The following is a 13,575-nucleotide window of genomic DNA, read 5'->3' on the forward strand; positions in this document are numbered from 1 at the left end:
ACGTCTCGTCGAGTCAGAAAAACGATGTTTCAGGAAGCGGCCAGCGCAACGTGCGCGGGCTCTTCCACCACCCGATAGCTTACCGCAGTCAACGGGTCGCCTTCGGGGACGTAGCGCAGGCGGCGATGGTGGAATCGTGCCACGGTGCTGCGGTGCGCCACGCTGACGATGGTCACATCGGGCATCGATTCGAGCATCAGGCTGTACATGAACGCTTCGGTGTCTTCGTCGAGTGCGCTCGTGGCCTCGTCGAGGAAGAGGTAATCGGGGCGCTGCAGCAAAGCCCGTGCAAAAGCCAGGCGCTGCTGCTCGCCGGGCGACAGGCGCAGGCTCCAGTTGCTCACCTCGTCCAGGAGGCCCGCCAGCGCCGGCAAGCGACAAGCGATCAGCACCTGGGTCAGACGCTCCGCGGTGTATTGGGTGGCCAGATCCGGATATGACAGCGCATCGGCGAGCGTGCCCGAGGGCAGATAGCTGCGCTGCGGCAGGAACAGCACGCGGGCATCGTCGGGAACTTCGATGCGGCCGCTGCCATAGGGCCAGATACCGGCCACGGCGCGCACCAGCGTGCTTTTGCCGCAGCCTGACGGACCGTTGACAAGCACACGCTCACCGCGAGCGAGCGTCATGTCGAAGGGCTCGACCAGCACGTCTTCGGGCTTGCGGTTCGGCAGGTTCAGCGCAAGACCACGGGCTTCGATGGCGGGTACGGCCGCGGTTTCCACCTCGACATCGCGCACGCCGGCGCGGTGCTCTTCTTCACGCTCGGCGGCACGGATGGCACGCTGGAATTCGATCAGACGGTTGGTGGAAGCCTTCCAGGTGACCAGCGTGCGGTAGTTCGTGACAAACCACGACATCGCGTCCTGAACCTGCCCGAACGCGGTGGCGACCTGCATCATGCCGCCCAGCGTCAGCGTGCCGCCAAAGTAGCGCGGCGCCGACACCAGAAACGGGAAGATGATGGCGAACTGCGCATAGCCGGAACTGGCAAAGGTCAGGCGCCGCGTGTAGTCCATCAACTGGTTCCAGTTGGCGCGGATGCGCTCGAAGCGGCCGCGCAGGATGGCTTTCTCGGTCGGCTCGCCGCGGTACAGGGCGATGCTCTCGCTGTTCTCGCGCACGCGCACGAGCAGGAAGCGGAAGTACGCCTCGTAACGCTCCTGCTGGAACGACAGCCCGATCAGTGGCCGCCCCACAAAGTGGATGATCACCGAGCCCACGATCGAGTACAGCAGCGCAAACCACACCATGTAGCCGGGAATCACAAAGTCGTGGCCACCCAGGCTGAACGCCAGCGGCCCCGACACCGCCCACAGAATCCCGAAGAATGACACCAGCGTGACAGCCGAATTCAGGAAGCCCAGCGCCAAGGTGAGCGTTGCATCGGTGAACGTGCGCAGGTCGTCGGCGATCCGTTGGTCGGGGTTGTCGGCGCTGTGCGTCTGCTCCAGGCGGTAGAACGCCTGCTTGCTAAGCCAGTCGTCGAGGAAGCTGCCGGTAATCCAGGTCCGCCACCGCATCTGCAGCATCATCGAGTAGTACAACCGCATGATGGAGCCAAAGATCAGCAATGCGGCGATCCATGAAAAGCGGCCCAGTTGCGTCCAGAATTCGCCGTAGTTCTTCTGCTCGAGCGCGTTGTAGAAAAGTCGATTCCAGTCCGTGAACAGCACGTTCATGTAGACCAGAAACAGGTTCAGGGCGATCACCAGCGCGAGCAGCCCCCAGGCCTTGTGGCGATCTTCCGAAAACCAGTACGGACGAATCAGTTGCCAGGTTTCCGACAAATTCAGCCGCCCATGGTGGACGGTCAGTTCGGAGATGGAATCCTTGTGGGAATCGGGCGTGGCGGCGGTGCGCGGTGTCGTCATGGCGAGGGCGTTGGCGCAACAGAAAGAGAATCAGACGCCGTGCGCGTCACAGGGGTTCCGCGCACGACGGGGCGATGCGTTACCAGGCGTTACCCACCGTATCGCCGAAGGGGGCTCAGGCGTCGGCCAGCGCCGCTTGCAGCGCGTACGACAGCGCCGGCAACTTGGCCGTGATCTCGGCCATGCGCGCAGTATCGGGCGCGCGTTGCTCGGGGCCCCACACGGCTTCCGGGAAATGCGTGTCCCACCGATAGCGCGGGATGACATGCCAATGCAAATGCGGCACGAAATTGCCGAAGCTGGCGAGGTTGATCTTGTCGGGCGCCAGTTCGGCGCGCAGCACGCGCTCAACCCGGGTGACGATGTCCATCAGCCAGTGGCGATCGGCATCGGACAGATCGGTCTGCTCGGCCACGTGGTCGTTCCAGATGACGCGGCAAAAGCCCGGAAAGCGCGCGTGCTCGACCAGTACCACGCGCGCGCGGCCATTGCGCCAGACGGGCTCGCCGCCGTCCGTCTCGCACAACGCGCAGCCGGGCGCGCGCTCGCCGGTCGTCGCAGCCGTCACACCAGAACCCGCTCGATGCCGCCGGCGTTGGCCTGCGCGACGTAGTCCTGCAGCCAGGTTTCGCCGAGCACGTGACGCGCCATCTCGACCACGATGTAGTCGGCCTGCACCGAAACATCTTCGGTGTAGCGCGACAGGCCCTGCAGACATGCCGGGCAGCTCGTGAGGATCTTCACGTCGCCGTTGAACGCCTCGCCGCCTTGGCCGCTGGTCTGGCCCAGACTGCGCAGCTTGTCGGCGCCCTTCTGCATCTCTTCTTCCTTGCGGAAGCGGACCTGCGTGGAAATGTCGGGGCGCGAAATCGCCAGCGTGCCCGACTCGCCGCAGCAGCGGTCATTCTTCTCGATCGCGCGAGTCTGGCCATCGGCGCCGATGTTGCCGCCCATCAGCTGGTTGACCAGCTTGGTCGGGTCCATCGTCTTGATCGGGGTGTGGCAGGGGTCGTGGTACATGTACCGCGTGCCCTGCACACCGTCGATCTTCACGCCCTTCTCCAGCAGGTATTCGTGAATGTCGATGATCCGGCAGCCCGGGAAGATCTTGTCGAATTCATACCCCGCGAGCTGGTCGTAGCAGGTGCCGCAGCTCACCACCACAGTCTTGATGTCGAGGTAGTTGAGCGTGTTGGCCACGCGGTGGAACAGCACACGGTTGTCGGTGACGATCTTCTCGGCCTTGTCGAACTGGCCCGTGCCGCGCTGCGGATACCCGCAGCACAGGTAGCCCGGCGGCAGCACCGTCTGCACACCGGCGTGCCACAGCATTGCCTGCGTGGCCAGCCCCACCTGCGAGAACAGGCGCTCCGAGCCGCAGCCCGGGAAGTAGAAGACCGCCTCGCTGTCGGGCGTGGTCGCCTTGGGATTGCGGATGATCGGGACGATCTCGTTGTCCTCGATGTCCAGCAACGCGCGCGCGGTCTTCTTGGGCAGGTTGCCCGGCATCTTCTTGTTGATGAAGTGAATCACCTGCTCGCGCACGGGCGGCTTGCCTACCGTCGCGGGCGGCCGGGCGGTCTGCTTCTTGGCGAACTTCTTCAGGATGTCGTTGCCCAGACGCTGCGCCTTGTAGCCCCAGTCGAACATCACCTTGCGGGTGAGGTTGATCGTCTCGGGGTTGGTCGCGTTCAGGTAGAACATCGCCGCTGCCGTGCCGGGGTTGAACTTCTTCTGCCCCATCTTGCGCAGCAGGTTGCGCATGTTCATCGACACATCGCCGAAATCGATCTTGACCGGGCACGGCGTCACGCACTTGTGGCAGACCGTGCAATGGTCGCCCACATCGGCAAACTCTTCCCAGTGCTTGACCGACACGCCGCGGCGCGTCTGTTCTTCGTACAGGAAGGCCTCGATGAGCAGCGAGGTGGCAAGAATCTTGTTGCGCGGGCTGTACAGCAGATTGGCGCGCGGCACGTGCGTGGCGCACACCGGTTTGCACTTGCCGCAGCGCAGGCAGTCCTTGATCGACTCCGAGATGGCGCCGATGTCGCTCTGCTGCATGATGATCGACTCGTGCCCCATCAGGCCGAACGACGGCGTATAGGCGTTGCGCAGATCAGCGGCCAGGCCTTGCGGGTCGTTGATGTCGCGCAGCAGCTTGCCCTTGTTGAAGCGGCCGTTCGGATCGACGCGGCGCTTGTAGGCAGCGAAGTCGGCGATCTCTTCGTCGGTCAGGAATTCCAGCTTGGTGATGCCGATGCCGTGCTCGCCCGAAATCACACCGTCCAGCGAACGCGCCAGCGTCATGATGCGGGCCACCGCCTTGTGGGCGTCCTGCAGCATGTCGTAGTCATCCGAGTTGACGGGGATGTTGGTGTGCACGTTGCCGTCACCGGCGTGCATGTGCAGGGCCACGAACACGCGGCCGCGCAGCACTTTCTTGTGGATCGCCTGGGCCTCGTCGAGGATCGGCTTGAACTCGCCGCCGTTGAAGATCTTGCGCAGCTCGGCGCGAATCTCCGACTTCCACGACACGCGGATCGTCCGATCCTGCAGCAGGTGGAACAGGTTGGCGTCAGGCTGATTCACTAGACGGTCGTCGATGGTCTGCGCAAGGTAGCCCAGGCCAAGGCCGATGAGGCTCGCCCGCGCCGTGGTGACAGGCGTGTCGAGATGGTCCAGCAGATATTGCCAACGTGCACGCGTGGCGCGCAGCAGTTGCTGCGCCTGTTGCACGCGGTCTTCCAGCAGTTCAGCGCTGGGGATTTCGTTGGCGTCGTCGGTGCGGCCCAGCGGCAAGTTGCTGCCGGCAAAGAAATCGAGCAGCGCGTCGGTCAGCTTGAGCTTGCTCTTGATCGACAGCTCGATATTGATGCGCTCGATGCCGTCGGTGTACTCGCCCATGCGATTGAGCGGGATCACCACGTCTTCGTTGATCTTGAAGGCGTTGGTGTGCTTGGCAATCGCGGCCGTGCGCGAGCGGTCCAGCCAGAACTTCTTGCGGGCCTCGGGGCTCACGGCCACGAAACCTTCGCCGCTCTTGCCATTGGCCAGGCGGATTACTTCCGAGGTGGCGCGCGCCACGGCGTCATCGTCGTCGCCGACGATGTCACCGATCAGCACCATCTTCGGGAACGCGTTGCGCTTGCTCTTGGTGGCGTAGCCGACCGCGCGCAGGTAGCGCTCGTCCAGATGCTCCAGGCCCGCGAGGATCGCGCCGCCGGGCTTCTTGGTCTCGGCGTCGAGATAATCCTTGATCTCGACGATGCTCGGGATCGCATCGCGCGCCTGGCCGAAGAACTCCAGGCACACGGTGCGGATCGACTTCGGCATGCGGTGCAGGATCCAGCGCGCGCTGGTGATGATGCCGTCGCAGCCTTCCTTCTGCACGCCGGGCAGACCGGCCAGGAACTTGTCGGTGACGTCCTTGCCGAGGCCTTCCTTGCGGAACTTGCGGCCTTCGATGGTGAGCGTCTCGGTGCGCAGCAGCTTGGCGCCGACCGGCGCATTGCCGTCGAACCACTTCAGCTCGAAGGTGACGACCGGCGCATCGTGAATCTTGCCGAGGTTGTGATTGAGGCGCTGGACTTCGAGCCAGTTGCCGTCCGGGTCAACCATGCGCCACCAGGCGAGGTTGTCCAGCGCGGTGCCCCACAGCACGGCCTTCTTGCCGCCCGCGTTCATGGCGACGTTGCCGCCGATGCACGACGCGTCGATCGAAGTCGGGTCCACAGCGAAGACGAGACCAGCCTTGTCCGCCGCATCCGCCACGCGACGCGTCACCACGCCGGCGCCCGAATAGATGGTCGCCACGGGGTGGTCGACGCCCGGCAGGTCGGTCATCTCGACCGCATCCAGACGCTCCAGCTTTTCCGTATTGATGACGGCCGAGAACGGCGTGAGCGGCACGGCGCCGCCGGTGTAGCCGGTGCCGCCTCCGCGCGGAATGATGGTCAGACCCAGCTCGAAGCAGCCCTTGACGATGCCGGCGATCTCTTCTTCCGTATCGGGCGTGAGCACGACGAACGGATATTCGACACGCCAGTCGGTGGCGTCGGTCACGTGCGACACGCGCGACAGGCCGTCGAACTTGATGTTGTCCTTCGCGGTGACGCGGCCGAGCACTTTCTGGGCGCGGCGGCGCAGGTCATACACCTGGGCGAACTCTTCCTGGAATGCCTTGACGGCGCGGCGGGCATGCACGACCAGTTGCTCGACCTTGGTGGCGCGCTCGTCGCCCACGGGGTCGTGATGCGAATCGTGGTCGGCCACACGGCGCTTCTCGATCTCCGCCAGGCGGTGATTGAGTGCGTCGATCAGCATCTGCCGGCGCTTCGGGTTGTCGAGCAGGTCGTCCTGCAGATACGGGTTGCGACGAACCACCCAGATGTCGCCCAGCACTTCGTACAGCATGCGTGCCGATCGGCCGGTGCGACGCTCGGCGCGCAGTTCGTCCAGGATCTGCCATGCAGACTCGCCCAGCAGACGGATGACGATTTCCCGATCCGAGAACGAGGTGTAGTTGTAGGGAATCTCGCGCAGCCGGGGCGCAGCGTCCTGCGCCGTGAGTTTGGCGTCGATCAGAAGTGGGGCATTCATGGCGTGCCGCTGGGGAGGAGGTCGCGGCAAGGAGGACAAGAGCCGCGCGGTCTTTAAAGGGCGATTGTACTGCAACGCGCGCCGTTGATGCGTTGCAGCAACGGTATCCCTGCGGCTGATATGGGCGGGAAAAGCGTCGCGTTTTCAATGGCTTGCGAAAAGCGCGGAGGCCTGCGAGTGCGCCAAACACCACGCAAACGTCACATCATCACAGCCTTGATCCAGCCGAGGATGCCGTGCCAGAAGCCGTCGGGCAGGGTCATGAGCGCCGCGGTCATGGCCAGATAGCGCAGGAATTTGCCGATGGCCATGTACATGACGCTGGGCCAGAACTTCAGGCGCAGCCAGCCGGCCAGCGTGCAGAGCGGGTCGCCGATGCCCGGCAGCCACGACACGAGCAGCGACACCGGCCCGATGCGGCGCATCCAGCGGAAGTACTTCTTGTCGAGCGGGGGCTCACGGTGGCGCGTGGGGTGCGGCACGTGCTGGGCGTGCTCGGCGTTGTGCTGCCGGCGGCGGCGCGCCAGGTGGTAGCGCACCAGCGCCAGCTTGGCCGCATAGCCCATCCACCAGTCGACCATGCCGCCCAGCGTGTTGCCGAGTGTGGCCACCACGATGGCGGGCCAGAACATGTCCGGATTGAGCTTGATGTACGCAAAGACCGCCGGCTCGGAGCCCAGCGGCAGCAGCGTCGCCGAAATGAAACTGACGACGAAGATGGCAGGCAGCCCGACCTTGGGCAGGGCGAGCGTGGCAAAAAGCGTGTCGATCCACTGTTCCATGCGATCGATTGTAGAGGGCGGGCGGCCGCGGCGTCGCTTGGGGGCCGCCCTAGCCGGTCAGGCGAAGAACAGGTAGGCGACAAGCACGGCGCCGACGAGCCCGATCAGGTCGGCCCACAGCCCGCAGGCCAGCGCGTAACGCGTGTCCTTGATGCCGACGCTGCCGAAATACACGGCCAGCACGTAGAACGTGGTCTCGGTCGAGCCCTGGATGATGGCGGCCAGCTTGCCCTGGAAGGAATCGACGCCGTAGGTCGTCATCACGTCGACCATCAGGCCGCGCGCGCCGGCGCCCGACAACGTCTTCATCAGCCCCACGGGCAGCGCCGGCACAAAGCGCGTGTCGATGCCCAGGTGCGTAAACAGCGCAGAAAGCCCCTGCATCAGAACATCCATGCACCCCGCCGCGCGAAACACGGCAATCCCCACCAGCACCGCGACGAGGTACGGAACGATGCCGATGGCGACCTGGAAGCCGTCCTTGGCGCCATCGACGAAGGTTTCGTACACATTGATGCGACGAAATGCCCCACAGACCAGGAACGCCACGACGATGGTGAGGATGGCGCCCGCGCCGATCAGGCCGATCCACGCGGCCATCTGCTGCGGCGGAAACTGGCGCAGCCACGCAAACAGCAGCCCCATCGCCGCGACAAAGCCGCCGAAATACGCCAGCAGCGCCGGCTTGAACAGATTGATGCGTTGGTACCACGCCACGGCCGCAATGCCCGCGCAGAAGCCGATGAACGTGGACAGCAACGTCGGCAGGAAGATGTCCGCCGCGTTGAAACCCACCAGCCCCTGTTTGACGGCCATGGCCTGACGGATCGCGATGACGGACGTCGGTACCAGCGTCACCCCCGCCGTGTTGAGCACCACAAACATCAGTTGCGCATCGCTGGCGCGCTGCGGCTGCGGGTTGATCTGCTGCAGCTCGCGCATGGCTTGGAGGCCGAGCGGCGTGGCGGCGTTGTCCAGACCGAGGACGTTGGCCGACACGTTCATCATCATCGCGCCGTTGGCGGGGTGGCCGGCCGGCACGGAGGGAAACAAGTGCCGCATCACCGGGTTCACGAGCCGCGCAAACAGATCGACCACGCCGGCGCGCTCGCCCACGCGCATGATGCCGAGCCACAGCGCCATCATGCCGGTGAGGCCGATGGCGATTTCGAAGCCGGTGCGCGCGGCATCGAACATACCGGTCAACATGCGCGAGAAGACTTCCATGTCGCCCTGCACCACCTGCACGCAGGCGGTGACGAAGGCGACGAGAAAGAAGGCGAGCCAGACGAGGTTCAGGGCCACGGGGGTTGCGCGTTGGAATCGGACAAGCCGCTCATTGTGCCTGCGGGGGCGTCTCGATCGGGTGGATCAGGTGGAAGTTGTCGTAGTCCACCGACGTGACGCCGCCCTCGTCGCGGATGAGGTCGGCATAGCGATAGTTCCAGCGGATCTCGTCGTGCCGCCAGGAATAGCGGGCCTGCACGGTCTGCGCGGCGGTCTCGTCGGCGCCCTCGATGGTCAGCAGCAGCAAGGCGTCACCGGCGGCGAGCGATTCTGCGGTGGCGCGATGCAGCGGGCTGGTCTCGTCGATGACGTGCATCATCACCCAGCCCAGCAGGAAGATCGGGTGCTCGCTGCGCTCCAGCTTCAGGTCGTGAATCTTGTAGATCGAGTAGCCCTCGGGCGAGACCTCGTCCTGCATCAGGCGCAGCCGGGCGGTGGCCTCGGCGATGACGTTCTGGCGCGCATTGGCGGCGCGCAGCATCAGCGTGGACTTGCCGTTGAGCGGCCGCACGACAACGTTGCGGGCAAACATGATCTTGGCGCGCGGGCGTGAGAATCGCGCAAACACCATTCCCGTCGCCATGGCGATGCCCGACATGCCGATGAAGATCTCCAGCGTGGCGATGACGTGGGCGTAGAGCGTTTGCGGGTGCATGTCGCCGTAGCCGACCGTGGCCAGCGTCTCGACGCTGAAGAAGAAGGCGCCGACGAAGCCGGGCGGCGACTGGTTCGCGATCGCGCCGTCGCCGAGCGAATACAGCCCCGCGAATACCGCATTCAGCGCCAGGAACATCGTCGCCAGCAACGCGAAGAAGGTCGGCCAGTTGACCTCCAGCGCATGGTGATAAACGTCGCGCCAGCCCAGCGGCGGCATGCCGTAGGCAATGACGTGCTGCGTTCCGGACCAGACTTTGCGGCCCCGGCGCGCGCGTCCGGCACGCTCGGAGGAAGACGACGGGGTGTTCATGGAGGCCTCTCGCCGATGATGCGCCGCGCCCGCCCGGACGCGGCCGGGGCAGTGTACCGACCGGCGCGCCCGTCCGGCAAGGCAGGCCAGGCGGGCCGGTCGGCCCAGGCGCCGCGTGATAGGCTTACGGGCTCTGTTCACGTCCAACCCCGGTCCGCACCATGGCCATCGATTACCTCAAGAAAATCCTGACTGCGAAGGTCTATGACGTCGCGGTGGAAACCGAGCTGAAGTTCGCGCCGAACCTGTCGGCGCGCACCGGCAACCGCGTCTACCTCAAGCGCGAGGATGACCAGCCGGTGTTCTCGTTCAAGCTGCGCGGCGCCTACAACAAGATGGCGTCGCTCACGCCGGCCGAGCGCAAGCGCGGGGTGATTACGGCATCGGCGGGCAACCACGCGCAGGGCGTGGCTTTCAGTGCGGCGCGCATGGAATGCAAGGCCGTGATCTGCATGCCGGTGACGACGCCGCAGTTGAAGATTGACGGCGTGCGCTCGCGCGGCGGCGAATGGGTCGAGGTCGTGCTGCACGGTGAAAGCTATTCCGACGCGTACAACCACGCCGCCAAGCTGCAAGAGAAGCACGGCTACACCTTCGTCCACCCGTTCGACGATCCGGAAGTGATTGCCGGCCAGGGCACCATCGCCATGGAAATCCTGCGCCAGCATCCGCAGCCGATCCATGCGATCTTTTGCTCGATTGGCGGTGGCGGGCTGATCTCGGGCATTGCGGCCTACGTGAAGGCCGTGCGGCCGGACGTCAAGGTGATCGGCGTGCAAAGCGTGGATTCCGACGCGATGGCGCGCTCGGTGGCCGCCGGCAAGCGCGTCGAACTGAAGGAGGTGGGCCTGTTTGCGGACGGCACGGCGGTCAAGCTTGTCGGCAAGGAAACGTTCCGCCTCACGCGCGAACTCGTCGACGAGATCATCACCGTGGATACGGATGCCATCTGCGCCGCGCTCAAGGACGTGTTCCAGGACACGCGCAGCCTGCTGGAGCCTTCGGGTGCGCTGGCGCTGGCCGGCCTCAAGCAGTATGCCGAAACGCATAAGCTGAAGAACGAATCGCTCGTGGCCGTGGCCAGCGGCGCGAACATGAACTTCGACCGCCTGCGCTTCGTGGCCGAGCGTGCCGAAGTGGGCGAGGCGCGCGAAGCCGTGTTTGCCGTGACGATTCCCGAAGAGCGCGGCAGCTTTAAGCGCTTCTGCGAACTGGTCGGCTGGTCGCGCAACGTGACGGAGTTCAACTACCGCATTGCCAGCAAGGACGCCGCGCATATCTTCGTGGGCGTGCAAATTGCGTCGCGCGCAGAGGGCGACAAGATTGCCGAGAACTTCCGCAAGCACGGTTTCCCGACGCTCGACCTGTCGAACGACGAACTGGCCAAGCAGCACATCCGCTACATGGTGGGCGGCCGTTCGCCGCTGGCAGAAAACGAGCATCTCTACCGCTTCGAGTTTCCCGAGCGGCCGGGCGCGCTGATGAAGTTCCTCTCGAGCATGAGCCCGAACTGGAACATCAGCCTGTTCCACTACCGGAATCAGGGCGCGGATTCGAGCAACATCCTCGTCGGCATCCAGGTACCGAAGAACGAGAAGCGCGAGTTCAAGGCGTTCCTCGCCACGCTGGGCTATACCTATTGGGACGAAAGCGAGAACCCCGTCTACAGCCTGTTTTTGTGATGAGCAACCAACCCGAACATTCGCCGCTCGGTAAGACCTCCGCCTACAAGACGGAATACGACCCGAGCCTGCTGTTTCCGATTCCGCGCCAGCGCAAGCGCGACGAGATCGGCCTTGCCGCCGGCACGGCCCTGCCCTTCTTCGGCGTGGATCTCTGGAACCTGTACGAGCTGTCGTGGCTGAACCTGCGCGGCAAGCCGCAGGTGGCGCTGGGCACCGTGATCGTGCCGGCCGATTCGCCCAACATCGTTGAATCGAAGTCGTTCAAGCTGTATCTGAATTCGTTCAACCAGACGAAGGTGGCGTCGCACGAAGCGCTGCAGCAGTTGATCCACCACGATCTGTCGGAAGCGTGCGGAGCGCCGGTGCAGGTCCGCATCGTCACGCACGAAGAATTTGCCCGGCAACGCATGGGCGAACTCGACGGCCTGCTGCTCGATCGGCTGGACATCGAAACGGATGTCTACCAGCCTACGCCCGAGCTGCTGCATGCCGACGAGGAAGAAAGCCCGGTCGAAGAAACGCTGGTGTCGCACTTGCTGAAGTCCAACTGCCTGGTGACGGGTCAGCCGGATTGGGGCAGCGTGCAGATCCGCTACGTGGGTGCGCCGATCAACCAGGAGGCGCTGCTCAAGTACCTGATCTCGTTCCGCGAGCACAACGAATTTCACGAGCAATGCGTGGAGCGGATCTTTACGGACATCCTGCGTCAGTGCCGGCCGGTCAAACTGGCCGTCTATGCACGCTATACGCGGCGTGGCGGGTTGGACATCAACCCGTTCCGCACCAACTACAACACGCCGTGGCCGGATAACCTGCGCAATGCACGTCAGTAAGCGCTGACGCTGCGTAAGACACACGAGGCGCCTCCGGGCGCCTTTTTTCTTGCCGGGGCGATCGGCCAAACGGGCATGCGCCCCTCGTCCATTTTGTGGACGCCAACGCCCTGTCGTTTCACGTTCGCTCGCCTATAGTGGTATCCGCAGTACGCCACCCGGGGGAATCGTGAAGGGTCCGTCCGCGCAAGCGGGCCGGGCGCTCTCGACGGGGGACATGCCATGACGAAAACGCCATGGAAGCCGCAAGGTGGGTCAACCCACGCGGTTACGTGCGCATGCCTGCTGCTCTGTGGCGGGCCGGTCCTTGCACAGACCAACGAGCCGGTGGACGACAAGCCACCCAGCCTGGAAGCGCTGCAGCGCGAGCTTGCCGATACGCAGGCGCGCCTGCAGGAACTCAAGCGCTCGATCCAGCAACAGGAAGCGTATCTTCGGCGCATGCGGCGCGCGCTCGGCATGAGCGAGGGCCGACTCGATACCGTGCGCGGTGCCGGTGCTCCCGGCGCGGGGGGCGATGCATCTCAAATTGCGCAGAACGACGAGCCGGGCACCACGCCAGTCGGCAAACCGCCGGAGCCGCCTGACCGACCGCCACGCATCGCGCAGATCTTCGACGAGCCCAGCGCGCTGACACCACCGGGCAAGGTGGTCGTCGAGCCGTCATTGCAGATGGCGTATTCGTCGTCAGACCGCGTGGCGCTGGTGGGCTACACCATCATCCCCGCGCTGCTGATCGGGCTGATCGACGTGCGGCAGGTGAAGACCACCACGCTGACCGGCACGGTGGCGGTGCGCTACGGCTTGGCACGGCGCTGGGAACTGGAAGCGCGCGTGCCCTATGTCTACAGCGCGAGCGATACCGTCAGCCGCGAGCTGTTTACCGGCACGGCGACGGACAACGCTTTCAGCTCGCACGGCCGCGGCATCGGCGATGTGGAGTTGACCGCGCGGTACCAGATCAATGCGGGCGGTGTCGACAAGTCGTTCTACATCGGCTGGCTGCGTTTCAAGACGCGCACCGGCAAGGATCCATTTGAAGTCACCACCGATTGCGTGACGCGCTGCGTGAGCAATACCACGGGCACCGGCCTGCCGCTGCAGCAGCCGACGGGCTCAGGCTTCTTCGCTGTACAGCCGGGGCTGACGTGGCTGTTCCCGACGGACCCGGCCGTGTTCTTCGGCAGCATCAGCTACCTGCACAACTTCGAGCGCAAGGATGTCAGCCTGAACCTGGTGGACGGCTCGAAGCAGTTCCTGGGCGACGTGAAGGCCGGCGACATCATCGGCCTGAACTTCGGCATGGGCCTGGCGCTGAACGAGAAGGCGTCGTTCTCCATCGGCTACGACCAGAGCATCATCGCGCCGACCAAGCAGAACGGCCAGCGCGTGCCGGGCTCGGTGCGAACCATTCTCGGCACGTTGCTGGTCGGCTATTCGTACCGGCTCTCGCCCAAGATGACGCTGAACCTGTCGGTGGGTGCAGGCCTCACGCGCGACACGCCGGACCTGACCGTCACGCTGCGCCTGCCGATCCAGTTCTAG

9 protein-coding genes are annotated in these 13,575 nt (G+C 64.7%); 3 read left to right on the forward strand and 6 right to left on the reverse strand.

Going from position 1 to position 13,575, the window contains the following annotated elements:
- Positions 1-29: 29 nt before the first annotated feature.
- From R2669_RS11570 to R2669_RS11595, 6 genes are all read right to left on the reverse strand, one after another.
- Positions 30-1,874 carry an ABC transporter ATP-binding protein/permease gene (locus R2669_RS11570; RefSeq protein ID WP_316900210.1) on the reverse strand — a complete coding sequence of 615 codons (1,845 nt, stop codon included), beginning with the start codon at positions 1,872-1,874 and terminating at the stop codon, positions 30-32.
- A gap of 115 nt (positions 1,875-1,989) precedes the next feature.
- A complete protein-coding gene (locus R2669_RS11575) occupies positions 1,990-2,442 on the reverse strand; it encodes an HIT family protein (RefSeq protein ID WP_316900212.1) in 453 nt (150 codons plus the stop codon).
- Entirely contained in the window at positions 2,439-6,476 is a 4,038-nt protein-coding gene (locus R2669_RS11580; RefSeq protein WP_316900214.1) for a DUF3683 domain-containing protein, read from the reverse strand. Before R2669_RS11580 ends, R2669_RS11575 begins: the two co-directional genes overlap by 4 nt.
- Positions 6,477-6,676: 200 nt before the next feature.
- Positions 6,677-7,258 (reverse strand): YqaA family protein, encoded by a 582-nt coding sequence (locus R2669_RS11585; protein WP_316900217.1) that lies wholly within the window; start codon positions 7,256-7,258, stop codon positions 6,677-6,679.
- 57 nt (positions 7,259-7,315) lie between these two features.
- Positions 7,316-8,563 (reverse strand): nucleoside recognition domain-containing protein, encoded by a 1,248-nt coding sequence (locus R2669_RS11590; protein WP_027678244.1) that lies wholly within the window; start codon positions 8,561-8,563, stop codon positions 7,316-7,318.
- Positions 8,564-8,594: 31 nt separating this feature from the next.
- Positions 8,595-9,512, reverse strand: a complete 918-nt coding sequence (locus R2669_RS11595) for an ion channel (RefSeq protein WP_147217242.1) — start codon at positions 9,510-9,512, stop codon at positions 8,595-8,597.
- Between the two features lie 161 nt (positions 9,513-9,673).
- Here R2669_RS11595 and ilvA point away from each other — a divergent pair, with 161 nt between their 5' ends.
- From ilvA to R2669_RS11610, 3 genes are all read left to right on the forward strand, one after another.
- Positions 9,674-11,194: a threonine ammonia-lyase, biosynthetic gene (ilvA, locus tag R2669_RS11600; protein WP_147214029.1), complete on the forward strand. Its 1,521-nt coding sequence runs from the start codon at positions 9,674-9,676 to the stop codon at positions 11,192-11,194.
- The gene (queF, locus tag R2669_RS11605; RefSeq protein WP_147214030.1) at positions 11,194-12,030 is read left to right on the forward strand and encodes an NADPH-dependent 7-cyano-7-deazaguanine reductase QueF; all 837 of its coding nucleotides are present in this window, start codon (positions 11,194-11,196) and stop codon (positions 12,028-12,030) included. The genes ilvA and queF overlap by 1 nt, the downstream gene beginning before the upstream one ends.
- 222 nt (positions 12,031-12,252) lie before the next feature.
- Positions 12,253-13,575, forward strand: a complete 1,323-nt coding sequence (locus R2669_RS11610) for a transporter (RefSeq protein ID WP_316900219.1) — start codon at positions 12,253-12,255, stop codon at positions 13,573-13,575.

The organism is Ralstonia edaphi (assembly GCF_958350185.1).
Lineage (GTDB): Bacteria > Pseudomonadota > Gammaproteobacteria > Burkholderiales > Burkholderiaceae > Ralstonia > Ralstonia edaphi.